The organism is Nostoc sp. (genome assembly GCF_036917755.1).
Lineage (GTDB): Bacteria > Cyanobacteriota > Cyanobacteriia > Cyanobacteriales > Nostocaceae > Nostoc.
Genome location: NZ_JBALFC010000036.1, coordinates 102918 through 128762, shown reverse-complemented (window position 1 = coordinate 128762; position 25845 = coordinate 102918). Strand labels below are relative to the sequence as shown.

Annotated in this window: 19 protein-coding genes; 2 read left to right on the top strand and 17 right to left on the bottom strand. The window is 40.2% G+C overall.

Annotated features, from left to right (window positions below; genetic code table 11):
- Positions 1–1026: 1026 nt before the first annotated feature.
- The 5 genes from V7L05_RS10125 to V7L05_RS10105 form a co-directional block, all read right to left on the bottom strand.
- Positions 1027–1719, bottom strand: a complete 693-nt coding sequence (locus V7L05_RS10125) for a manganese catalase family protein (protein ID WP_335164030.1) — start codon at positions 1717–1719, stop codon at positions 1027–1029.
- A 142-nt stretch (positions 1720–1861) separates the two neighbouring features.
- A complete protein-coding gene (locus V7L05_RS10120) occupies positions 1862–2140 on the bottom strand; it encodes a GlsB/YeaQ/YmgE family stress response membrane protein (RefSeq protein WP_334951493.1) in 279 nt (92 codons plus the stop codon).
- A 341-nt stretch (positions 2141–2481) separates the two neighbouring features.
- Positions 2482–3864: an oxygen-independent coproporphyrinogen III oxidase gene (gene hemN / locus V7L05_RS10115; RefSeq protein ID WP_335164029.1), complete on the bottom strand. Its 1383-nt coding sequence runs from the start codon at positions 3862–3864 to the stop codon at positions 2482–2484.
- 140 nt (positions 3865–4004) lie between these two features.
- Positions 4005–4712 carry a biliverdin-producing heme oxygenase gene (locus V7L05_RS10110; protein ID WP_335164028.1) on the bottom strand — a complete coding sequence of 236 codons (708 nt, stop codon included), beginning with the start codon at positions 4710–4712 and terminating at the stop codon, positions 4005–4007.
- 363 nt (positions 4713–5075) lie between these two features.
- Entirely contained in the window at positions 5076–5309 is a 234-nt protein-coding gene (locus V7L05_RS10105) for a DUF433 domain-containing protein (RefSeq protein ID WP_335164036.1), read from the bottom strand.
- A gap of 185 nt (positions 5310–5494) precedes the next feature.
- Between V7L05_RS10105 and acsF the strand changes: the two genes are divergently transcribed.
- On the top strand, positions 5495–6571 hold the full coding sequence (acsF, locus tag V7L05_RS10100) for a magnesium-protoporphyrin IX monomethyl ester (oxidative) cyclase (RefSeq protein WP_335164027.1): 1077 nt from the start codon (positions 5495–5497) through the stop codon (positions 6569–6571).
- Positions 6572–7057: 486 nt separating this feature from the next.
- Here acsF and V7L05_RS10095 read toward each other — a convergent pair whose 3' ends face one another.
- The gene (locus V7L05_RS10095; RefSeq protein WP_335164026.1) at positions 7058–7744 is read right to left on the bottom strand and encodes a methyltransferase family protein; all 687 of its coding nucleotides are present in this window, start codon (positions 7742–7744) and stop codon (positions 7058–7060) included.
- Between the two features lie 150 nt (positions 7745–7894).
- Positions 7895–8086 (bottom strand): hypothetical protein, encoded by a 192-nt coding sequence (locus V7L05_RS10090; protein ID WP_335164025.1) that lies wholly within the window; start codon positions 8084–8086, stop codon positions 7895–7897.
- Between the two features lie 215 nt (positions 8087–8301).
- Between V7L05_RS10090 and V7L05_RS10085 the strand changes: the two genes are divergently transcribed.
- Positions 8302–13944, top strand: coding sequence for an ATP-binding sensor histidine kinase (locus V7L05_RS10085; RefSeq protein ID WP_335164024.1), 5643 nt, complete (start codon positions 8302–8304; stop codon positions 13942–13944).
- A gap of 192 nt (positions 13945–14136) precedes the next feature.
- Here the strand turns inward: V7L05_RS10085 and V7L05_RS10080 are convergent, their stop codons facing one another.
- From V7L05_RS10080 to V7L05_RS10040, 10 genes are all read right to left on the bottom strand, one after another.
- A complete protein-coding gene (locus V7L05_RS10080) occupies positions 14137–15684 on the bottom strand; it encodes a flavin-containing monooxygenase (RefSeq protein ID WP_335164023.1) in 1548 nt (515 codons plus the stop codon).
- Positions 15685–15700: 16 nt separating this feature from the next.
- Positions 15701–17341 carry a tryptophan halogenase family protein gene (locus V7L05_RS10075; protein ID WP_335164022.1) on the bottom strand — a complete coding sequence of 547 codons (1641 nt, stop codon included), beginning with the start codon at positions 17339–17341 and terminating at the stop codon, positions 15701–15703.
- 67 nt (positions 17342–17408) lie between these two features.
- A complete protein-coding gene (locus V7L05_RS10070) occupies positions 17409–18104 on the bottom strand; it encodes a hypothetical protein (RefSeq protein WP_335164021.1) in 696 nt (231 codons plus the stop codon).
- Positions 18105–18831: 727 nt separating this feature from the next.
- The gene (locus tag V7L05_RS34660) at positions 18832–19077 is read right to left on the bottom strand and encodes a zinc ribbon domain-containing protein (RefSeq protein WP_442937848.1); all 246 of its coding nucleotides are present in this window, start codon (positions 19075–19077) and stop codon (positions 18832–18834) included.
- 101 nt (positions 19078–19178) lie between these two features.
- Positions 19179–19865, bottom strand: coding sequence for a PHP domain-containing protein (locus V7L05_RS10065; protein ID WP_335164020.1), 687 nt, complete (start codon positions 19863–19865; stop codon positions 19179–19181).
- 496 nt (positions 19866–20361) lie between these two features.
- Positions 20362–21498 (bottom strand): AIR synthase related protein, encoded by a 1137-nt coding sequence (locus V7L05_RS10060; RefSeq protein ID WP_335164019.1) that lies wholly within the window; start codon positions 21496–21498, stop codon positions 20362–20364.
- Between the two features lie 62 nt (positions 21499–21560).
- Positions 21561–21788, bottom strand: a complete 228-nt coding sequence (locus V7L05_RS10055; RefSeq protein ID WP_335164018.1) for a hypothetical protein — start codon at positions 21786–21788, stop codon at positions 21561–21563.
- 224 nt (positions 21789–22012) lie between these two features.
- Positions 22013–22348, bottom strand: coding sequence for a hypothetical protein (locus tag V7L05_RS10050; RefSeq protein ID WP_335164017.1), 336 nt, complete (start codon positions 22346–22348; stop codon positions 22013–22015).
- A gap of 359 nt (positions 22349–22707) precedes the next feature.
- Positions 22708–23310, bottom strand: a complete 603-nt coding sequence (locus V7L05_RS10045) for a superoxide dismutase (RefSeq protein ID WP_335164016.1) — start codon at positions 23308–23310, stop codon at positions 22708–22710.
- Between the two features lie 651 nt (positions 23311–23961).
- Positions 23962–25569, bottom strand: a complete 1608-nt coding sequence (locus tag V7L05_RS10040; RefSeq protein WP_335164015.1) for a bifunctional pantoate--beta-alanine ligase/(d)CMP kinase — start codon at positions 25567–25569, stop codon at positions 23962–23964.
- Between the last annotated feature and the right edge of the window lie 276 nt (positions 25570–25845).

Here is a 25845-nt window from a genome sequence, read left to right as displayed (position 1 = left end):
TAATTCGAGCAAGAGCCGATGACAGAAATTCTCTCTTTGTAATACTCTTGTACTATTAGATTACGATCGCGCTGTGCCAGTTGCGTAAGTCCTAAAATGCACAAAAAACTTATTTTTGAGATTTTGTTAAACATCTTATTTATAGCAATACTACTTATATAAAATCATCTGTAATTATACCTGACTTAGGTGCGTATTTAGCAGTTAGGAGAGGGCAAGTAGGGCGTGTTTTCAAACTCGTTATATCCTGAAAAACTTGCGAACAATCGGCTCAAGCAATTTTGGCGTATTCCTAGCCGATATGAAAAATTTGCCATAAATTATACAGCTATGCTAGCGATCGCTTAGATTTTTTTGTGATTGTAGTTTGAAAATACACTCTAGTCCTAACCTTTGTCTTTTTTGCCTTTGAGAAAATTTGCAAGTATGGGTGAGCAAATTTCTAGAGTGAATGCTGGAGAAAATTTTCTAATACCAAAAAGCCCCCATCTGGGGGCTTTAATATGGCGGCGACAACTTACAACAATTTTTATTTATTTGAACCACATCTGTCGTAGGCGCACAGAAAAAGCTCATGCGTGTCAACTTAAGCCAAAACTGATTTAAAATCTCGTTTCCAGCTTCTTGCTGGAAATGTAGCTCCTGGTGTCTCTGCCGCAAGTTACGGAGGCGGAGTCTCAATGAGGGGCATTCCCACTCGGAGACTTCTTTTCGAGATAACGAGATAATCTGCTAAATGCTGTTTCTAGGCTGGCTTTCACGTTAAGTTGACACCAATGAGCATTGCTGTGCCCCTGCGTGGTCTATTTAGCTGAAAAAAGCTATAGCTATTTTCAATTGAGTGTAATACCCAAATACTCAGATGAAATTCCCGACTTTTTTTAAGAAGTCGGGAATCTTTTTGTTCACGAGATGTAGCTAAACAGCCCAACAATTGCTAAACAAAGTGGGCTATTTTCCCACCGGATAATTGGGAGTTTTCCAGAATCTACCAAAAATCTCTTTGCTTCAAATCAATCTATGGAATTAAGAGTGACTTTCTAGCGGATTAGCAATATATTTGAATGTTGGCTCAGAATTCCAAGGGCCACGCTCATCTTTACCATCACCGTTTGTAGATAGGTTGTAGTAGAGAGCAACAGTTTCATCTGGCTTAATGTTACCAAAGAATGGATCTGTCAACTTACCCAGTGAATCTAGAGCTTTCATAAACATCTGAGTATGAGAAATTTCTCGTGTTAACAGATGCACTAAAGTCTCTTGAGTTCCTGAGTCGGTTGCTAATTTGATCAATGCCTCGTAAGTCTGACGAGCGCCAGCTTCAGCTGCAATATTAGCTCTTAAATCACGCACTACATCTCCACCTTCATTCAAGTAACTTGCAGTCCAAGCACTACCCTGGCTATCTAGAAAATGAGGTCCAGCCCCTCGAACTGCAAAGAGAGTACTCTTATAAGCCTCTGTTTGATCCACATTTTTCGTATGAGCTTCAATGAGTTTACCAACCATTTCTAAATGGCCGAATTCCTCGATCGCAATATCTTGGAGCATATCTTTAATTCCAGCATTTTCTACATGGAATGATTGAACCCAATATTGCAAAGCTGCACTAAGTTCTCCAGTAGCTCCGCCAAACTGCTCTAGAAGTAACTGAGCAAAACGAGGATTTGCTTCACTAACGTTAACTGCATGAATAGGGTCTTTCTTGTGAAAAAACATAGATTTACACTTCCAAAAATTTGATGTTTGTTACAGAAGGGATCGACTTGTCTGCAAGTATTTTCCAGATAGAGCTAATTTGATGTTTGATAGCTTCTCAATCTGGTAAACTAGAAGACCAATAAAATACAGCAATCAGCGATTAGATGTTGCTGTTTCTTCTGATTAATCCCCATAGATAAATAGCAACAATTGCACCAAGCACAGCCACTAAAATACCAGGAAGAGTTAAACCAGCGCCAGCCGCAGTAATTTGCAGAGTTCCTGTTCGCAGTAGGGTAAACAGACTTCCACCGACGAAAGCACCAATGATACCTAAAATCATTGTGGAGAGAATTCCACCACCTTGATAGCCAGGATAAATAGCTTTAGCGATCGCACCTGCCAAAAGTCCTAAAACTATCCAAGCAATAATACTCATAACTGCCTCAACAATCTCACTTGTATCTAAGTTATCAACTCTGATTCAAAATTCTTTCTACCACATGGGATAAATGCTAAATCCAAAAGTTAGACAAAAAAGTTTACATCAAGATTTGGAGGAATATTGGCATTTCTAGCATAAAAATGTTAAACGAAAGTTTTACCAGATAAATCAGGAATTATCAAATATATGTTTTTTATATCTATCTGAAGATGGAAAATGTTATCTAACTTTTTGGAGATGCGTTAAAGTAATTCGTAATTGTTTAAATCCCCTCAACCGTTATTTTCAAGGTAGATTGAGGGGATAACATCTAGCCAACATTTGCAGAAGTGATATCAAATAGCGCGGGAGAATTTTGTCTCTCGCATTCTTGTATGAGTATCAAATATAACGGCAATATTTCTGACTAGTAATCTACCGATGTCTGTAATCTGGATCTTATTTTTTGATAAACTAACCAAACCATCGACTTCTAGTGGTTTTAACGCCTCTAGTTCCTCAGAGAAATATTCATCAAAACTGATATGATATTTGTTTTCAATGTCTTGCTTATGAAGCTGAAAGTGAGACATAATGCCCATGATCACATCCCGTCTGATGATGTCATTCTGAGTAAGCTTGATACCTTTACTAACAGGTAAAGCACCGACTGCAACTGTCTGATAATAATCCTTTAATTCCTTGTGGTTTTGAGCATAAGCATCTTCTAGCATACTGATGGATGTAGCGCCAAAACCAAAGAGTTCTGTTTCAGCGTGGGTAGTGTAGCCCTGGAAATTGCGTTTGAGAGTGCCATTACGTTGAGCGATCGCTAGTTCGTCATTAGTTTTAGCAAAATGATCCATCCCAATAAATAGATATTGGTTATTTGTCAATTCTTCAATGGTCATTTTCAGAATCTCTAACTTTTCCTCTGCTGGGGGTAGCGCCTCTTGAGGAATATTTTTTTGTGTAGGTTTGAGCCAAGGTACATAGGCAAAGTTAAAAACAACAATTCGATCAGGATCTAATTCAATAGTCTTTTTCAGCGTCTCTTGAAATGTCTCGCGGGTTTGATAAGGTAAACCATAAATTAGGTCTACATTCACACTTTCAAACTTAGCTTCTTTGATCCAACTCATGACATCAAATAGCATTTCTTCTGGCTGGACACGATTTACAGCTACTTGAACTTGGCGATTAAAATCCTGAATGCCAAAACTAATCCGGTTAAATCCGATCTGTCTCAGAGAGAAAATGTAGTTTTTATCGATATAACGGGGATTAATTTCAATTGAGATTTCTGCTTCTGGAGCGATGTTGAAATAGCGATTGATGTTTTTCCATAAAAATTCTACTTGATCAAGATCCAAGTAATTAGGAGTACCCCCTCCCCAGTGAATTTGCAGCACTTTTCTATCTGGATCGATTAAAGCTGCGGTGTTTTTGATGTCTTGAACTAAAGACTCCAGGTAAGGTTTAGCAATATTCTTATTGTTGGAAATTACCGTATTACAGCCGCAGAAGTAGCAAGCACTTTGGCAAAATGGGATGTGGAAATATAAACTCATAGGAGTTTTGCGTTGATTCGATGCTGCGATCGCGGCCTTAAAATCAGTTTTGGTGAATGTTTCGCTTAACTCTGTAGCGGGCGGGTAACTGGTATATCTAGGTGCGCGAGTGTCGTACTTTTGAATCAGATCCAGATCAAACTTGACACCAGGTAATAGAAAAACCATTGAGTTGCTTTCCAATGAATGTATGGGGGAGTGGGGAGTGGGGAGTGGGGAGTGGGGAGTGAGGGAGATGAGGGAGATGAGGGGGATGAGGGAGATGAGGGGGATGAGGGAGCAAATGACAAATGACAAATGACAAATGACTAAGCTACTTCAGTGCTACCTGAATTCTGGGAACGAGTTAGGCTATTAAACAGGACTTGACCGAGCGCTTTAATTAAACTTCCCTCTAATTCTTGAGCCATCTGTAAATTGAACCTAAAGGCGTTATTAGCTTCTGCAATAATCCGTTCTGCTGTTGCATCATCGATGGGTAATGCATTTAATGCCTGACGATACTTATCCTTAAATGCCTTTTTATCAGGAATTTGCTCAAAATTGTAAAAGGACGTGCCTTCATAGCCAGAAAGCTTCAGGGCTGACTGAGCAACTTTTTGTAGCATTTGACCCCCAGAAAGATCGCCCATGTAGCGAGTGTAGGCATGACCTAGCAATAAGGCTGGTTCACGAACAGAAATTTCCCGAATGCGGTCAATGTAGGTCTGGGCAGCAGGCGAGGGTGTAACTTGCTGTCTCCAATTATCCCCATAATAGAACACCATGTCTTTTTCGAGCGAGGATTGGCGATTAAGTTCGGGAAAATAAACTGCACTAATCACAGGATGCTCGACATGGCTTTCTAATGCCGCTTCTAGTTCGCTGTAGACGTAATACAAGTTGCTTAAGAACTTGGCAAAGCAGTCTCTATCCACAACCCCTTGCAGAAAACATTTCATAAATCCCACATTTTCCGCCGATGTGTGGGCTTGTTGAGTTCCAGAGCGCAGTTTGATGGCTAGATTGCTACTCATTGTTGCTTCCTTCATGTTCAAGCGCAAGGTTTCTGGGCAGTCACCGACTCAGGATGCCTGCCAGGGCCAGCTAAAAAATTGTTATTCTAGGTTTAGAGAGGATCTGCATCACTATATCCAGCAAGTACCACTGCCGATGCAAATCCCAGCTATTTTTATTTCTCCTAAGATTATTTAACTATTAATATTTGCATAACTATTAAGTTATTAATATTTATTTATTGTTTGACGAGCCAGGAGTCTGAATACACAATTTCTATTTCTAACCAGTACCAAGGTTGAAATTTGTAACTTTTCCTGCATCGTAAATCAATGTAACTGAGCCAGGAATTAAAGATTGCAGTAAGCCGTTAATATGAATAATTAATGGTAGTAGGTAATCTGGGCTGCTTTTGCAATCACTTCCAAAACTAGCAATACCTGAGTCTGCAAATGTGGGAAATCTTCTAAGAATTCGGCTAAACCTGCTTCACCTTCAGGGTAATCGAAAAATGTTTGTAACGGAACTCTCGTTCCAACAAAGACTAGAGTTCCGCTCATGATCTCTGGATCAGAGTGAATAATTCGTCGGTCACGTAAAATCTTTTGAATATTCATCGTTAAGGTATTTGTATCTAGCAAAAGTAATTATGTGTGTTTAATTATGTACAAATTATGCATAAAGTCTAGCTTAGGCGGTAAGCTTATTTCTCACAATTTACTTTTAATAATTTAACTGATGTCCTCAAGCACCTATTTATGGTTATATAAATTTTGAGGCATAAAATAATCAAAGGATTCTCATGGTTAAGTCTCTGGAAACCCCCGAACCTGAGTTGCTGAAGTCAGGTGTAAAAGCGCCTGTTCAGGAAACATTATTAACACCCCGGTTTTACACCACTGACTTTGAAGCTGCGGCGCAGTTGGATATTTCGGCGCAGGAAGCGGAGTTACTGGCAATTGTAGAGGAGTTACGAGCAGACTATAACCGCGATCACTTTGTACGTGATGAAGAATTTAAACAGTGTTGGAATCACATTGACGGAGAAACACGCGTCGCTTTTATTGACTTTTTAGAACGTTCTTGCACTTCAGAGTTTTCGGGATTTCTGCTGTTCAAAGAATTATCGCGTCGTCTGAAAAACCGCAATCCCATTCTGGCAGAAGCCTTTAATTTTATGGCACGGGATGAAGCACGCCATGCGGGATTTTTGAATAAGTCAATGGCAGATTTTAATCTTTCCCTTGACTTAAGTTATTTAACCAAAAATCGCACTTATACCTTCTTTCCGCCAGAGTGGATTATTTATACAGTCTACCTATCGGAGAAAATTGGCTACTGGCGTTACATCTTGGTGTATCGCCACATGGAAAAACATCCAGAACACCAAATTTATCCACTGTTTCGCAAGTTTGAGAGTTGGTGTCAGGATGAAAATCGACATGGAGATTTCTTTAACGCGCTGCTGCGATCGCAACCTCAACTATGGAACAATTGGAGAGCTAGATTGTGGGTGCGTTTCTTTTTGCTGAGTGTTTTTGCTACTCACACATTGACAGTATTTGAACGCGCTACGTTTTATCAATCCATTGGGATAGATCCGCGCGAATATAATACCAGAGTCATTGAAGAGACGAATAACACTGCTGCACGGGCATTTCCTCTGATTTTGAATACAAATCACCCAGAGTTTTTCCGACGGTTAGAGCAGTGTTCTGACTTTAATCTGAAAATAGCAGAGATTAATAGCAGCGATCGCTTACCAATTGTCAAATTCTGCCAAAAATTACCCTTGATAGCCTCCATTGTTGGGCATCTATTGCAGACTTACCTAATCAAACCCCTTGATGCTGAATCATTGAGAGGGACAGTTCATTAGACATACAGCAGAATTCAGAATTAAGGAGTCAGAATTCAGAAGTAAAACAGGCTTTATACCTGACTTTGAGACTTAGCTTGTGTACTTCACCAACCTGAAATCTGCTGTAAGAGTAAAAAAGACTTCAGAAGGCAGAAGGCAGTTCTTGCAGAAGGCACTTATGGAACCCACGTTTAAAAACGTGGGATTGAAGTAAGGACGACGCCAGATGCTCCACTTGGGCAAAGCCCAAGACCGCACTGGCTCCCTTGTGTCTCGTGGCACTTTCCGCTCGACACAAATCTTTTTATACGCTTTGGGCAATAACCCACAACTAAAGTTTTTATTAATACTTCTTTCATAAAAGCCGTCTGCCCTCTGCCTTTCTTTGTAAGTACAATCCATGAATTATACTTACGTCTTTTTGCGTATTGCAGTGCTATTAAAGAAAAAATTAACGATAACTTATGCTTTGTTCCGGTTCAGCGCAGTGTTATGCAGCAGGTGCTAATAGACGTATGGAAATAAGCGCTTGGTTTGCTGACAATACGATTGATATTCCTCGCCGAATCGCTCTTCTAACATCTGCTCTTCAATTGCAATCCGATTACCAAACCAAACCACACAGACCGTTAACAACAGACTTAAACCCCATAAACTCTGCAACATGACGCAAAATCCAAGAAATAGAAGAATGTAACTCGTATAGATAGGGTGTCTAATTAAACTGTAGATACCGTCAGCAACTAACTGATGATCTGATTTAATTATAAGACGGTCAAAGAATTTGCCTAAGGTTTTAATCGCAACCTGACTAACAAAAATTGCAGCACAAACTAAGGCAATGGCAATTACAGTTAAGCATTGATTAACGCTTGTATTCAATGCCTGGTCTTGAAGTGAAAAGGTGTATAGCGTTAGCCAGTGTACGCCCAGTAACCCAACAACTATAATCAGCGAGGCTACGCGCCCAGAAGTGGCTTGAACTTGGCGGTCTTCTTGACGACTCCCTAGCTGACCATACCGAATAACTCGCCAAATTGTTCCCAGGAAGAAAATGAAATAGCTGATTGATAAAAAGACTACTCTCCAGTCTCCTACGATTCTAAACTGTGCGGCTGGAATGACAATCAACACAGCGATAACAGTTAGCAAGGCAAAAATCAATCCCACAGGTTTCAGAAACGCCGCCATGAATACAAGCTCCTTACTATTGAACTATGTAGATTTAGACTGGACGCGGAACATCGATAAACAGGCTGAGACTATTGTCACACAAACAAATTGAAGCTGTATAACCTTCCCAATCACCCCAGATAGACCGCAACGCCCAACAGATAACTTTTAGCTAGTTGGGTGGAGCGACTTGCTATGCTGCCGACTGGGTTGTTTGAGTGGCTGTGAAATTATCTGCCGATTACTTACAGCTTGCTTTTGTCGCAAATCATCACAAATTGCTTGTAAGTCGTAGTTGAAAGACTTTGCATGCTCTTCTCGAATTCTATAAATCTCTTCAAGAATTTCATCTTTCCACATATCTATTGTCCCATTAGTTCGTAGGGTGTACTAAAACCCAAGTACATAAGTACATAAGTCAGCCGTACTTGTTAATTTACTCAGCACTCAGCACTCAGCACTGAGTATCGTAAAGCTTTTTCACAATTAACGGGAAAAGTTACTATCTGATGATAGTAGTAACTATGTCCTGGGTACACTAAATCATAGAAAGAAAATTATGAGAACCAGATGCAATGTTAGTAGTATCAGATACAGTATTTCCTATACTTGGCTATAGTATTACTAAGCAATTATACGTAGGTAAGAAAACGTTAGTTTATCGAGCTATCAGAGAAAAAGATCAGCAATTATTTATTTTAAAATTGATGCGTAATGAAGATCCTAACTTCGCTGAAATTAATCAGTTTTGCAATCAATACACCATTACCCAAAATCTTGAAATTCCGGGCATAGTCAAACCAATAAGCCTAGAAAAACACCACAATAGATATATTCTAGTAATGGAAGACTTTGGTGGTATTGCCCTTAATCTTTGGCAGCAAGAAGAGCAGAAAAAAGGAAAAAATTCTGTTTCATTGAGTGAATTTTTCGATATTGCCATTGAAATTAGTGCAACTTTGGAAGGGCTACATCGCTATCGCATCATTCACAAAGATATCAAACCTGCCAACATTCTGATTCATCCGATAACAGGTAAGACCAGAATCATCGATTTTAGTCTTGCTACTTTATTACCAAAAGAAATTCAATCTCTCATAAATCCTAACGTCCTAGAAGGTACTCTAGCTTATATTTCCCCTGAACAAACAGGACGCATGAATCGGGGTATAGACTACCGTACCGACTTTTATTCCTTGGGTATCACCTTCTTTGAACTTCTGACTGGGCAGTTACCCTTTAGTACCACTGAACCGATGGAATTAATCTATTCTCACATTGCCAAAGAACCGCCAAAAGTCAGCCAGATTAACTCCAATATTCCCACAATCTTATCTGATATTATCAGCAAGCTGATGGCGAAAAATGCCGAAGACCGATATCAGAGCGCTCATGGACTCAAGTATGACTTGGAGAGATGTCAAAACCAATGGCAAGAGAAAGGAAATATTACAGTCTTTGAATTAGGCATTCGGGATATCTCAAACCATTTTGCCATTCCTGAAAAACTTTATGGTCGTCAAAAAGAGATTGAAATTCTACTCACTACTTTTGACCGGGTGACAAGCGGAAGCACGGAAATGATCTTAGTCTCTGGTTACTCAGGGGTTGGTAAAACTGCTGTAGTCAACGAAGTCCACAAACCCATTGCAAGACAGCGTAGTTACTTCATCAAAGGGAAATTTGACCAATTCCAACGTGACATCCCGTTGTCAGGATTGGTGCAAGCTTTGCGGGATTTAATTGGGCAAATACTCTCCGAAACAGATACCCAAATTCAACAGTGGAAAACCAAAATTTTATCGGCATTGAGTACGCAATCTCAGGTAATCATTAATGTAATTCCTGAACTTGAAATAATTATTGGCAAACAACCTCCATCTGCTGAACTTGCTGGTAGTGCTGCTCAAAATCGCTTTAATTTATTGTTCCAGAGATTTATCCAGGTTTTCACTACTAAAGAGCATCCTCTGGTAATCTTTCTGGATGATTTGCAATGGGCAGATACGGCTTCCTTGAAGTTTATTCAATTATTAATGGATGGAACTTCTTCTCGCCTGACTAAGGCTAAAGAGAATATATCTGAGAGTAAAGGTAGTTTGCTACTAATTAGCGCGTATAGGGATAATGAAGTGTCAAATCTACATCCGCTATATTTGACACTACAAGAAATGGCCGAAACCGGAGCAGTAATTAAGACAATTAAACTCTCACCTTTAAGTCAGATTGACTTAAACCAGATGATTGCTGATACGCTGCGTTGTGTAGAGGCCATTGCTGTGCCTCTGACTCAAATGGTATTTATCAAAACTAAAGGTAATCCATTCTTTGTATCTCAATTTCTCAAGTTATTGTATGATGATGGACTAATTGAATTAAATTTTTATGCTGGTCATTGGCAGTACGATATTACCAAAATAAAAACCTTATCTCTTACAGATGATGTAGTAGAATTTATGGGCATTCAAATAGAAAAACTGCCCAAAAATGTACAAAATGTATTAAAAATTTCTGCTTGTATTGGTAATGAGTTTGACTTAAAAACATTGTCAATTGTTAATGAAAAGTCTGTAAGAGATACTGCATCAGATTTATGGCAAGCATTACTTGAAGGGCTGATTGTACCTCAAAAAGATGGTTATAACTTTGCAGCAGAAAATGATAGACAACTATTAAGCTTTTCAACTAGAGAATCGGAAAATTTATCAATTACTAATTCCCAATTACCCAAATATAAATTCGTACATGACAGAGTTCAGCAAGCAGCTTATTCTCTAATCCCTCAAGACCAAATCAAGCAAATACACTTAAAAATTGGGCTGCTTCTCTTGAAAAATACCCCAGTCGCTGAACGGGAAGAAAATATTTTTGAGCTTGTCAATCATTTCAATGTTGCAGTTGAATTCATCACCGATCAAGCTAAACGTAATGAACTAGCTGAAATGAGTCTGATTGCTGGACGTAAAGCTTTAGTATCAACAGCTTATTCATCGGCACTTAAGTATTTAATTACTGGAATTGAGCTACTAGCAGATGATAGTTGGGATAGTAAATACGATATCACCTTAGCTTTATATAATACGGCAGCAGAAGCGGCATATCTCAGTGGTGACTTTGAATATACAGAAAAATTTGTCCAGGTTGTGTTGCTAAAAGCGAAAACTCCACTGGATAAAGTTAAAGCTTATGAAGTCAAAATACAGTCTTATGGTGCACAAGGAAAAGAACTGGAAGCTGTCAATATTGCAAAAAGCTTTTTGAAAACTTTGGGAGTAGAGTTTCCGAAAAATCCCAGCCAATTAGATATTCAGTTAGAAATAGAGACAACATCTGCAAAATTGGCTAATAGACCTATTCAAAACTTAATTGAACTGCCGCAAACTACAGAAGCCCAGCCACTGATAATCATGCGTATTCTATCTAGTGGAATTGCTCTTGCTTATACAGTTGCGCCGGAATTATTAGTGTTGATTATTCTGAAACAGATCAATTTATCTATCAAATTTGGTAATTCTCCTCTGTCTGCTTTTGCATATGTGATGTATGGAGTAATGTTGTGTGCAGTAATAGGAGACATTGATTCTGGATATAAATTTGGGAAACTGGCTGAGAGTTTGTTGGTTAATTTCCAAACAAGAGAAGTAACTGGCAAGGTTATGGAAACATTTAATCATCTTATTAGACATTGGAAAGAGCATCTAAAGGAAACATTGAAACCTTTCCTTGAGGCTTATACTACTAATCTCGAAGTAGGAGATATGGAATTTGCAGCTTATGCTCTTTATGGTTACTGCCAACACGCATATTTTATAGGACAAGAACTAGTAAAACTTGAACAAGAGATAGAAACATATAGCCATACTATTAGGCAAATAAAGCAAGAAAGAGTATTTTATTGGAATGAAATATTTCGGCAGACAATCTTGAATCTTCTAGGAAATGTTAAAAATCCGCAGAGTTTAATTGGTGAAGTGTATGATGAGGATAAAATGCTACCACTTCATCTTAAAGCTAAAGATGGAGGAGCGCTTTTTTTCCTATATTTCTGCAAACTTCACCTATGTTATCTCCTGGGTGATTACTCTCAAGCTCTTAAAAACACAGTAATGGCAGAAAAGTACTTATATTCTGTTATAGGTATGTTCATTACTACTCAATTCTATTTCTACGATTCATTGACGCATCTAGCAGTATATTCTGATTTCGAGGAATTTGAACAAAAACAAATCCTCGATAGAGTGACAGCAAATCAGAAAAAAATGCAAAATTGGGCAGTTTACGCTCCGATGAATCACTTGCATAAATTTCATTTAGTAGAGGCGGAACGGCATCAAGTTCTTGGTCAATATCTTGAAGCGATAGATAATTACGAGTACGCTATTTCCCTGACCAAAGAAAATGAGTACATTAACGAAGAAGCTCTTGCTTACGAATTAGCGGCTAAATTTTATCTCAAATGGGGTAAACAAAGAATCGCCCAACTCTACCTCACTGATGCCTACAATTGCTATGTTCGCTGGGGAGCATTAGCCAAAGTTGATGACTTGCAAAAACGCTATCCTCAATTACTTATCCCCATGATTCAGCAAGAAAAACTTAGCCATTCTTACAATGAAAAAAACCTACCTGAACTGAGCATACACCTATCTACACTTAGCACTAAATCTACTCTGGTTCCGAATGAAAGTTTCATTGGTTCCAACACTAGTATTTCAGATATGTTAGATTTGGCAACTTTCATTAAAGCTTCTCAAGCAGTGTCTGGAGAGATTGAACTGGAGGCACTACTTTCTACTTTAATGGAAGTTGTAATGGAGAATGCAGGAGCTTCTAAATGTGTGCTGATATTGAGTGAAGCTAATAACTTAGACTTAACTGTTACCGCAATTAGTTCTGGTTCCAGTTTTGGAGCTACTCACACTGAGTTTTTATCTATTCCTTTAGAGTTCAGCGATCTTGTTCCGATTTCTTTGATTAATTATGTCAAACGAACCCAAGAAATATTAGTAATTGATGACATCAAAACTCAAGCTAATTTTGCGGTAGATAACTATATTAACCGTGAGGAACCCAAGAGCATATTATGTATTCCGATGCTTAATCAAGGCAAATTCCTGGGGCTTATCTATCTAGAAAATAATTTAACTACAGGAGCATTTACACGCGATCGTCTAGAAGTTATAAAACTCTTAACTACCCAAGCCGCAATCTCTTTAGAAAATGCCATTCTCTACAAAAATTTGGCTGAAGCTAATGAGCACTTAGAGGAATACAGTCATATACTAGAGGAAAAGGTGGTAGTAAGAACAGCAGAAATTAACGAAAAAAATCTACATCTGCAAGAAGCATTAGAAGAATTACAAAGTACTCAAAGTCAATTAATTCAAAGTGAAAAAATGTCTTCGTTAGGGCAAATGATAGCAGGAATTGCCCATGAAATTAATAACCCCATCAATTTTATTCATGGTAATATTACTCACGCAAGTGACTATGTTCAAGAATTGCTAGATTTGATTAATATTTATCAGCAAGAATATCCCCATCCCTCAGCAATAATGGAGCAAAAAATCCAGGAAATGGATGTAGAATTCATGACAGAAGACCTACCAAGGGTTATCGATTCTATGAAGGTGGGAAGTTCCCGTATCCGAAATATTATTCTGAGCTTACGTAACTTTTCTCGTCTAGATGAATCGGAAATGAAGCCTGTAAATATTCATGAAGGCATCGATAGTACCCTAATGATTTTGCAGCACCGACTCAAGGAAAAGAGCGTAGAGGCAAAGCGGCTTGTCGATAGACATCGCCCGGAAATTGAGGTCTTTAAAGAATACGCACAACTGCCGGATGTTATTTGCTATGCTGGTCAACTCAACCAAGTATTTATGAATATTTTAACTAATGCGATCGATGCTTTAGATGAGTACGATAATGAAGGAGATTCTCCAAGCAAAAATCCTCAGATTCATATTCGTACTGAACTAGGAGAATTAAACACGCTGAAGATTCGGATTGCTGATAACGGTCACGGCATGACTGCACAGGTGCAGGAGAAAATATTTAATCCTTTTTTTACCACTAAACCAATAGGAAGTGGTACGGGTTTGGGGTTGTCAATTAGCTATCAAGTAGTGGAGAAACACAAGGGTCAGTTAAGTTGTTATTCCACTCCTGGAAAGGGGACTGAGTTTGTGATTGAGATTCCAATGCAACAGTGAGACAAGCTGCCTATACTGGAAAATTTACAATCCGGTTTGGTTGAGAACTTCACCGAACCGGATTATACTATTTTAGATTTTAGATTTTAGATTTTAGATTTTGGATTGTGGAAGAGTCGCTGGTAATCGCTTTTTGACGCTCCATTTGTCGCAATCGTCGCAATCATTGTTCAAATTGGTATTAAAAAGATATCAACGATCGCTTCTCACCTCTGCACTTGCCGCGATCGCCGAATCATTGAGAGATGGATGTTGTTTTACCTGTAATTCTTGGCCCAGATGCTTGTAGGCAGATGGATCTATTGGCATTAGAAACTCCTCAAGCAAGTTCCCTGATTGACGCCGGGTTCTCAGACCCATATCCCGAAGCAACTCATCAATGTAATGGAATGTAAAAGGAATTATACATGCTCCACTAACGAAAGCATACGGCCTATCTTTCTTCCTCCATTCCAACTCTGCTGTTACATCCTCTAGCATCTGTTGCGGGGATGGTAAAGGTATACTTCCTTTGACATACTCTGATAACCACCTAGCACCAATTTCTGCTGATAACTGGGCACAGAAAGTATAGTTATAACCAACAAAACCCATCTGTGGAACATGAGGGTGAATCAGATGGCGGTAAAGATGGATAGTGCCTTGCTGATCAAATACGTGCTTGTGGTACTTCTCTTCTAAAAAGGGGATATCCTGAAGAAATCCTGTGCCAAAGATCACAATATCTGCCTGTACTTGCTCACCGTTATCCAATTCTACGCCACTAGCAAAAAACTTGTTGATCTTTGTCTTAACAGCACGAATTTTACCTGAGCGTACATACTCAAAAAAGCCTTTATGAACCAAGCCGATACTACAGCCGATCAATTTGTTCATCGGTTGTTTGGGTACCATCCCACAAGCATCAAGCGGAAATTGTAAGCGCAGGATAATCTCATTTAGTCGCCAGAATACCCACACAAGTGGCTTCCCAAAACTATGCAGCCACTTTTCCCATCCTCGAAGTTTATGATAGGGCATCCAAGTTTCTCCAAACCGAGTCAGGAAAACATACTTGATGTTTAACAGACCGAGAAAGAAGTTGGGAACTTTCCACAGCGCTTGACGGAACACAAGGGTACATTCTTTGGCCTTGCTAGCTGCGAGATTTGCAAGATCGGTGGCTGACTTGCCAAAACCGACAACAACCACTCGCTTGCCCTCAATTACAGAGCTGTCATTAAAGTCGTTAGTATGTATTATCTGACCTCCGGCGGCAATGAACTCTTCCATTCCCGGCAAGTTCGGAATGTAGGGAATATCACAAATGCCATTGCACACAATCACAAAGTCGAACTCGTAATTTTGTTTTCTGATCTCCTTACCATCTTCTTGAAAGCTAACACTAACGATCCATCCAGGAGTTTTTCCTGATTTACGCTCTACTTTAGTTACTTTCGCACCGAAGTGAATTTTTTCTGCTACGCCAAAGTATTGGGCATAGGATTCAAGGTAAGCGCATATTTGCTCTCCTGAAGGCCATTCTGGATAAGAGGCTGGCATCGGATAATCTGAGAAAGCATATGTGTCTCTGGGATTTTGGATCAACAGTCCTGGGTAAATCCTCGACTTTTCCCACACACCACCAAGTCCCTGCCGTTTCTCGAACAATGTAACTTCGTAACCTTCCTCAAGAAATGTCTTTGCTGAGACTAATCCGCTAACTCCAGATCCAATCACGCATACTTGTTTGACTGTCATCTTGGGTTGTCCTAAATTATGAAATTGGTACAGGAATCTGCTGTGGCTGATCGCTAACCACGCTTAGATACTCCGACTGTTCTTGTGACTTAATTATATGAGTTAAGTATTCATACTGAGACGGCAAGGTTGAAGTTAGGTAATTGGCTCTTTCCTTAATTTCCCTAAATGCAGCCTGGGCATTGTGATTTCCGATATGCTCTAAAATGGGAAGACTGCTTTCAGGCATATAGTTTAGCCCCATCAACATTACCGAATAAGAGTAAGACTCGAAGCCGTGGTATTTCGGGTTGATACTCTTATTGCTTGGCAGTCTATTTTTCCATAATCTTAATTTTTCCTGTAGTTCTTCTGAGACTTTGATATTGTTCTTAGTTGCTCTCCAAAACTCTGTGTCGGTGCGATCGCTAGCATAGTAATGAAGTGTCAAAAATTCTCGCACACCATCTATGCAGTTAGCGATAACTTTGTTATAGCTGTGAATTAGCTCTTCATTGAAAGATTTGCTGGGAAAGTGGTTAACTAACTCTTCAATTCCATGTTGAATAAAGAAGATGCCAGTAGATTCTAGTGGTTCCACAAATCCACTAGAAAGACCAATTGCTACACAGTTTTTCACCCATGAGTTTCTGTTACGTCCAATCCGCATCTTGATATGAGATGCCTTACGATTATCAGCAACGGCTCCTAAATGCTGGCGAAATTCCTGTTCTGCTTCCTCTGGAGAAATGAATGCGCTCGAATAAACATACCCTGTACCATTTCTGCCATACAAAGGTATATTCCAGACCCAACCAGACGAAAGTGCAGTTGCTGTGGTGTAAGGGTTGATGCCATCTTTTTTGAGATCAGTTGGTATCTGCATTGCGATCGCGCGATCGCACAACAGCGACTCTGAATAAGAAATGAATGGCTCACCAAGCGCTTTGTTGATTAAAAGACCACTGAAACCAGTACAATCAATGAAAAGGTCGCCACTGAGAATGCCATGCTCTTTGGTTGTGAGGCTATCTATACTCCCATCTTCAGTTAAATTGATATCCACCACATCATCAACAATTTGCTTCACTCCCCTTTCCATTGCATAATCTTTCATGAATTTTGCGAGTAGATTCGCGTCAAAATGATAGGCATAGGGGTACTGAATCTTTAAATTATCCAGGATGTTTTTCTTGACAAGATGCTCCTGAGAAAATTCATTTTGAACTTTGTTATCAAAGACTTTACCATCAAGATATTTAGGAGAACTTTGATGGTCACACAGCCAGGGAATTAGAAAGCAGGCATAATCAAATGCTTCTTGATCTTTCTTCATTTTCAGCCACCATTCAGAGAGATCAAAGCCGTCAATCACCTCATATCTCTGGAAAGGATGGTAGAAGTCTTGCCCTTTCGCATTCCAGTTGACAAACTTAATTGCCATCTTATATGTGGCATTACACTTTGGCATCCATTCATATTCTTGTAGTCCAAGAAAATCAAAGAATACTTTGATGGTACTAAAAGTTGCTTCTCCAACTCCAACTTTTGTGATGTTAGATGATTCCACCAGAGTAATATGAATATTTCTATCTAGTGCTTTACTCAAATAAGCTGCTGTCATCCAACCTGCTGATCCACCACCAACAATTACAACATTTTGTACATGCTTTGACATATCTAAAGTTCCCTTTTAAGTCTCAAATTAAGTATGGAAGTCAATTTCAAAAAGCTTGTTCAAGAATTTATGCAGCTTTCAATTCTTGCTCGATTTTATCGGTTTCAGCATATACCAAAAGGTCATTTGTAAATTGCGTGAAAGCTGTAAATAAGTTCTCAACCAATTCAAAAGCTTCTTGTCGAGTTACTTCTGATAGTTGAATATGTTGGACAATTTCTTCTATTCCAGATCCACCTGTCATATGACCAGTTTCAACATCCAGATGAAAATCGGCAAAATATCGGCATGGTTTTTGGGTAATTGCTTTAATTTCTTTGCCAATCTCTGCTGCCATTGAAAACATTATGTTACCCGTCGCTTCGGTAACTTCAATAACTATGATTTTCTGAATGGGAGTAGCTTGTGAACTATATCGATAGAGTTGATAATTTAACCAGCGAGCATTCTTAGTTTCTTCACTCCAAAGAAATTTTAATGCCTCACTAAATTTTAATGATTTATCAAGTTCTAGGTTCTTCAAATCTTCCAAAAACCACAGCCAATGATGGTCATCTTCATAAGTATGCTTGTTAATTAGTGTCTGAATTGGGTCACTAGTTGGTTCTACTCGCAAAAAATACTTATTCAGTTCTCCGAAATTCATAATAAAATGAGCAGCACATGGTGCCCAAGCTAACCTTTGTCTGGGATTTATAGTTTTGTTTTGCATAAAATTAAACAAGGGCAGTTGAGCATATTCTTGTTTTTTTTGTTGAATCAACGCTAGTACTTTTTGCATGTTTATTGCACTCAATTTCAATGTTTAATATTAGAGCGAAAGGAACTTTCCCACTTTGTTGCAGGGATATCAAAGTATTGAAAGCACAAATTCAATTGCCAACTAGCAACCAACTAATTCGGATCAGGGAAGATAAGAGGGGCGAGGGTAATTGTATTGATAGTCATTAGCTCAAAACCCACTACCTGAGTAGTAAATAATGTCTAATTTATTACATTCTATTGAAGCTAATGCTAGATTGTAACCAGCTAATATACTGTTATTTTTTGACTGCAACTATGACATTTCTATGTAATTTTTGCAGAGGAAACTTAGGTTTTTTGTTATTTACTCATATATACAAGCATTTCATCTGTCTTTATACTGAGAAACATAATTATCCAAAATGTAATAAACGTAACTAATAAATTACAGACAGGTGATTACTACCTACTGAGAAACGTCAATTATGTAACTTTGATTTTACGTTTAGTAATGGCACAACGCGATGGGCAAACTAGATGCTGCTGGAAAAGTGTGCGATCGCCACCATCAAAGAAATGGGCAAGTTTGATCTAGCCCAGAGCTGTACGGTCAGATTTCTGGCATTATGAAAAACCAGATTGATTGGATATTTTAGAAGTTTATTTTGCTATTGCGTGATAAAGCGGACTATCTGCTACATAAAAGCTAGACATTACTTGACGTTTCAACGGGAGCATGAGAGCGGTTATCCCTCAACGTCCAGACACGGTAAAGCCTTCCGTGCATATTTTTCTAAATTTTGAGATGCATTTAAATCTCGGTCGGCAATGTGCTGACATTTTTGACACACATAAATCCGCTCAGACAGACTAATTTCTTGCTCACAGACCGCTACAGTGAACGTAAGGAAAAAGCTGCCAAAGAGACAATCAGCGCAGAAGAATTTTGCGGAGCCGGAGACGCTCCACCTGTGGTCAATTAATTTGACCAAGCGATTTTTCTTGTTTGACCTTTAAGACGGGCTTAAACCCGATTCCCAAGCCTCGTAAATTGGCATTCGCGTAGCGTGTCCTTTTAGGACAAGGTATTGCTTTACAAGCGTTGTAGCAGGCTCAAACCGTGGGTATCAGTACCACAAGTATTGAAAAGAAAGTATTCATTAGCCAACTTTTGCACTTGTTCTGATTCCACTATGCTGGGTTTCCAAGGGTTAGGGTTATTGTAGGCGTAGAAAGTTTCCACGCCATCGATACCCTTTTGGGACGCAGCTGGAATTAAGTCGAAATGCGATCGCTTGTAACGAGCGGGATGAGCCAAAATCGCCAATCCCCCAGCTTCATGAATGGCGGCAATCACGTTACTTGCCTGATATTCTTGCCCTGTAGTCGCCCTTCTTTGCAGATAGGGTTTTATACTAGGGTGTTCTGTTTCAAAAGCGTAAGCCAAAATGTGAACTTCTATATCCAAAAGGTTGGCATTGATTTCCACGCCACTCCACAGGTGAGGAGTGCTTGCACCAGGATTACTCCACTTCCAATCTTCTAACCAAGCAAGTGCAGCTTGATAGCCGATAATACCATGATGATCGGTGATCGCTAACCCTTTTAGTCCAATCGCGATCGCCTGCTCCATCAATCCACTCGGCTGCAATCTCCCATCCGAGTAAACAGTGTGCATATGAAAGTTGAATAACCTTGGACAACTATGTGCATCAATGTTATGAAATACTTGCTTCAAAAGTTCTGCTGAAGCAGTAGTCTGGGCAAAATTTACAACCATAACCCCCTCGGAACAAAAATGTATATTTTAACACACTAAAACGCTACATCTACAGATAAGAAACACCCAACAATAAAAATTAGTGTTGGCTGCTACTTTCTCAGCTTTGTCAGCAAATTTTTCAATATGTTAAGACTACGTTAGCAAATCTTAATCTAAGTGGACATGAGTATTTTCGACTACTTTGTTTTTAAGTAGTAATAAATATTGCATCTAAAATTTCATAAATCCACTTGTAGGATCTGTGTTAAATTACTTAAATACTAAAGGCTTAGTAGAGTAATTATCTTTAATAAGTCGGAAATGCAACTCTATGTTTTGTGTAAAAAATATTATTTATCTCAATAATTTCACTAGTTTTATCTAACCAGTAATAACTTGTGCTGCATCTACGCCCGCCGCAGGCATCGCAAAAGTCAGAAAATCCTGTGAGTCTACAATAGCTCCCAGAAAACTGGCGATGTCTACGACGGGCTATGCCTACGCTTGCGGCTGATTATACCCCTCGTGTAATCCCAAAAGAATCTCCCTTCAAGGTGACTCCAAGCGGTTTTACCACCACCTCTCGGCTAAGGGATGCTTCAACCCTTCCGGCAATCACGGCCGAGAGCTGATGTTCTCTTGCCAATAGAACAATCCTCTCTGCATCCTGCTCCGACTCTGTATAAAATGCAAATCCTGCACCGTAATTGAACACAGAAAGCATCGTCGTTGCCCCGCCCTCAAGATGACCCTCAACAAACGTAAATATCTCCGGCACTGGCAGCATCGTTTCGATGACATACCGGAGCGGCTTCACCGAGCGCATCAGCTTTTGCCATCCATGACCAGTGATATTCTCCATCGCTGTGGGACGAATTCCCTCACCAAGTACCGCCTGTACAAGCGGCGTGTAGAGATATGATGCGGCATTCATTGCTTCCCAGAACTCCTGCCCACTCGGAAGTTTTGTTCTGTAGCCTTCAGGGAGCGACTGGGCAAGTTTTCGCAGTGGGGTAAAGCCGTTTTCGTGGGGTCCCGAACTCTCGACAAGAACAATGGTATTTCCGACATCCAGACGCGAGCTATCAATAGGAGCGACACCAACCGGCATAACCCCAAAAACCGAGCCGGCAATGTCGAGCCGGCCTGGAATCATCTTAGTTTTTAATTGAGGAGTTTCCCCTGAGAGATAGACACACCCGACTCGTTTGCACCCTTCAACTACTCCATCCAGAAACCCATCAAGGAAAGCGGGGGTAAAGATCGTTTCAGGAGTACTCGACGGCAGATAAAGACCCAGAAGTATAGTCTGCATCCCAGAAGTTGCCGCGTCGTTCGTAAGACACGAGATAATCTTGATACCGATGTTCCACCAGAATCGTCGAAGCTCCTCTTCAGAAAGGTCGTCAGGCCGGGTATCGTCTGCGGTGCCCAGTCCTTCGGGGACAAGTGTCATAGAAAGTTCTCTAGCCCCCGCCTCTAGAAACGGAGCGAGGTTAAAGCTGAAAGCGTTAGCGCTTGCTCCCAGACCCGACGCAGGCACGATGCCATAAGCGCTTGCAAAGCCAAGTGTGCGTTTTGCGGCATCGATGAAGCGTCGTTTTGCGGCATCGAGAGTATCGTAATCGACTTGATCGAGAGCTTGAGCCATCAGGTTGCGTTTTAAGTTAAAAGTTAGGAGTTAGGAGTTAGGAAAACTCATAACTCCTGAGTTTAAAATACCTCATCTTCAATACCACGCCACCATTCTCCCAAATTCATCAAGTCTTGGTAAATATCTTCTAATTCTTTGGTATAGACATCGTTTGTAAGGGTGGCTCGACGCTCTTGCAATTTTTTGAGGCGCAGTTGTACCAATAGCCAAGGTTTAGTGATGCTATTCGTTGCTTCGATGTATTGCGCTAGTTCTTTACTACTGTGCGATCGATCATTTTTTGACATTTGCTCGAATTTAATAAAATCTATATTTGATAAGGGTTTCAACTTTCCTAGATAATTTTTCATCTCCTTTTTTATTTGGAATTTATAGTTCAGATGAACTATTAAGTGGCGATGTCTACGATGGGCTACGCCGACGCTATTCTAGGAAAGCCTGAAACTCCAATTCTATCGTCAGTAAGAAAGAAACCTCTAAAAAAATTATTAGTTGAGTGCAGCTGCGATGTCTACGACAAGGCTTTCGCCAACGCATCCCCAAGTTTACGTAATGTTCTCTCTCGTGCAAAATCAGCCGCAGACCGTGCCGACTCTGCCAGAATTATGTCAGTGTTTGGCGTTAGCTTCAAAGCCCCACCTAAATAACCCAGTGCCTTAACATAATTATCAGATAAATTGGTCGAGGCTAACCGCTTTACAGTTTGGTAATCGCCATTTGCAAAGGCAGATAAAGCCTTGGCGTGTAAATCATTTCCGGGTTCGGGAACATCCAAAACATTCAGGATTGCCTCAATAGCTTTATTTACCTGTTCTAGTGTCAGTTCTTGTTGTACAGCTTGCACCATTGTTTTTACTCCTAAGTCCAGTTTTCAAAATTTTCAGATATAACCAGGACTTACGCAAACAATAGCTGAAAAGAATGATTTTTAGGTAGGGGCAATTCATGAATTGCCCCTGAGCGCGTGTAGTTTTGCGTAAGTCCTAATAACCTGGGGTAAATAGAGTGTGTCCAAGTTGCGATCCAAATGCTCTTTTACAATTCGTGACACAAAACCAACCAAAAACAGCCACGATACTAGTTCGTGACTGCTAACAAGATTGGTCAATTAACTGATTGTTTTTACTTTACATATCTGGCACAAGCCACGTAAACGCAAAGCAGGTTGCCAAAAAGCATTGCAACCAGTTCAAAATTGGCAATTGATTAAGCTTTCGCCAAATTTTCAGCAACAAAGTCCCAGTTCACCAAATTTTCTAGGAAATTCTTGATGAACGCTGGACGGGCATTTTTGTAGTCAATGTAGTAGGCGTGTTCCCAAACATCCAAAGTTAAGAGTGCCTTCTGCCCATGAGCTAGAGGGTTCTCTGCATTTGGTGTCTTAATCACCTTCAGCGTACCACCATCATCAATCAACCAAGACCATCCGCTCCCGAATTGAGTTGCGGCGGCGTTAGAGAACTCTTCCTTGAATTTATCGAAGCTACCAAAATCTTTATCAATCTTGGCTGCGACTTCACCTGTAGGTGCGCCGCCACCTGCGGGTTTCAAGGAATTCCAAAAGAAGGTGTGGTTCCAAACTTGAGCAGCGTTGTTAAAGATTCCCACTTTAGAGGAGTCTTTGAAGGAAATTTTGATCACCTCTTCCAGAGACTTATCGGCAAGTTCAGTACCTTCAGTGAGCTTGTTCAGGTTATCTACATAAGCTTTGTGATGCTTGCCATAGTGATACTCGAAAGTTTCAGCTTTCATGCCATATTGCTCTAAAGCATCCTTCTCAAAGGGTAGTGGTTCTTGTACAAATGCCATTGTGTGTAATCCTCTCTTTATGGGTTTTCAGTCTTAAACTATTGCAGAAGCTTAGGAAATTAACAGCTTTTGTTTCTGGCAGTTTTATGCCTTTAATGATGAAACATGAAACTTAACATCGTCATTCTACTACTAAAGTGAAGATCAAGTGAAGAGGGAAATAAAGTACTTAAATGATAAGTCAAATAGCTATGAATTCATGAATAGGAATAAAAATGGCTAATATTTCACCGCCAGAGACGGATAATTAATTAGCATTAAGGAATTAAAGCTTTCATACTTCTACCTTTAGTAGGATTAATTGCGATATGAAAAATCACTCGAAAGCAAGATGATTTAATACTTAAATAATCTAATATTTTTAGTACAAGGCTTGATTTTAAATAAAGATAGCCAATAGTAAAATTATCAGACAGAATTCAGGAGTTAGGAGTCAGAATTCAGAATTGAATTCTGTGTGGCTGGCAGATGAATAAACGGGTTTAATACCCCCACTAAATCGGAGATTTAGAGGTCTTGATTCTGGCTCCTGAATTCTGACTTCTGAATTCTTCTTCAAATGCAGTTTTGAGGATGGTAAGTGAATAATCACTCACCCACCACCCTTTGACCACCCTTTGAAACTAAAAAACTAACAGCAAATAGTGGTGATTACCACTGAGATAAACGCTGCTGGTAATAGTTAACGATTTGTGCCGTGACTTCAGACACGTCTAAACCATCGGTTTGAACTTCGATCGCATCTGCTGCTTTTTGTAAAGGCGAAACTTTGCGTGTACTATCTTTCCAGTCACGTTCGGCAATGTCCCGTTCTAGCTGCTCTAAACTCACTTCGGGTTGACCTTGTTTGTTAAAGTCTTGCTGGCGACGACGGGCGCGTTCACTTACAGAAGCGGTTAAGAAGATTTTCACTTCGGCATCGGGGAATACATGAGTACCGATATCCCGGCCTTCAGCTACTAAACCACCTCTTTTACCCCAGTTTTGCTGTTGTTTAACCAGTGCTTGACGTACAGCGCTTTGTGCCGCGATCGCCGATACTTGAGATGTTACCTCAATGGTGCGAATTACCTGGGTAATATCAGTACCGTTAATCCAAACCCGCACGCTCGATTGTAAATCGGGGTTAGGAGTAAGTTCAATTTTACACTGGTTAGTTAATTCGGCGATCGCACACTCATCATCAATAGCAATCTCCTTTTGCAGTACTAGCCAAGTAACAGCACGGTACATCGCTCCTGTATCTAAATACACTAAACCCAGGCTTGCTGCCACTTGACGCGCCACTGTAGATTTACCAGCACCGGCTGGGCCATCAATGGCGATAATGGGTTGGCGATCGCGCAATATGGTATTGTCAATCAAGCGTGTAGCACCAACACGAGCTGCGATCGCCAACATTCCTTCCTCCTCAACTTTTTCTAAAGACATCAACGTAGTCGGTTCAACCAATTCAATATATTCCACTAAAACCGTGCTGACCATTGCCACTTCTTGCTGTACCACTGCTATCAACTTGCTGCTATTGCGATCGCCTGCTTTAAACGCAGCTTCAGCCCGTCGCAAGCCGCGATATAATACCACTGCTTGCTCTTTTGCCGTTGCAGTCAAATATTGATTACGAGAACTGAAGGCAAGACCCGAAGCTTCCCGCACTGTTGGACAGGCAACAATTTCTACTGGCAAATTTAAGTCAGCTACTAAGCGTTTAATAATTGCCAGTTGCTGACCATCCTTTTGACCAAAGTAGGCACGGTCAGGCTGTACCAAGTTGAAAAGTTTGGTCACAATCGTAGCGACACCCTGAAAGTGACCTAGCCGAGAACGACCACACAAGCCTGTTATCATAGCAGATGGTGGGATAACTTGTGTAACCCTTGATTCTTCTATACTTTTCTGGGGAACTGCCATTTCTTCAGGAGTCGGTGCAAAAATGGCATCTACCCCAGCTTGTTCGCAAAATTGTTGGTCTTGCTCGAAAGTGCGGGGGTAGCGTTGATAATCTTCATTGGGAGCAAATTGCAGGGGATTGACGAAAATACTCACAATCACCGTAGAATTTTCTTGCCGCGCCCGTTGAATTAAGCTTAAATGACCTTGATGCAAATTTCCCATCGTTGGCACCAGACCGACTGCCGTCTGATACCATCCAGTCATCTCATCTAGTCTCAGATCCTCAGTAACTGCAATCAGCTTGTTTTCTGAGCAGCGTTTAGTTAAATAGCAGCGTAAAGCTGCGACTGTTGTCAGCAGGCGCACAAAAATACCCCTAGTTCTTATCGATCCCTCCCCCGTTAGTGTATATCTGAAATACAAGGAAGAGATGATTGAGCTAGGGGAATTGTTATGGGGAGTGGGGAGTGGGGAGTGGGGAGTGGGGATGAGGGGGATGAGGGAGATGAGAGGGATGAGGGGGATGAGGGGGATGAGGGGGATGAGGGAGATAGATAACTCTTAACTCCTAACTCCTAACTCCTAACTCCTAACTTTCCACTCCCTACTCCCTACTCCCTACTTCCTACTCCCTACTTCCTA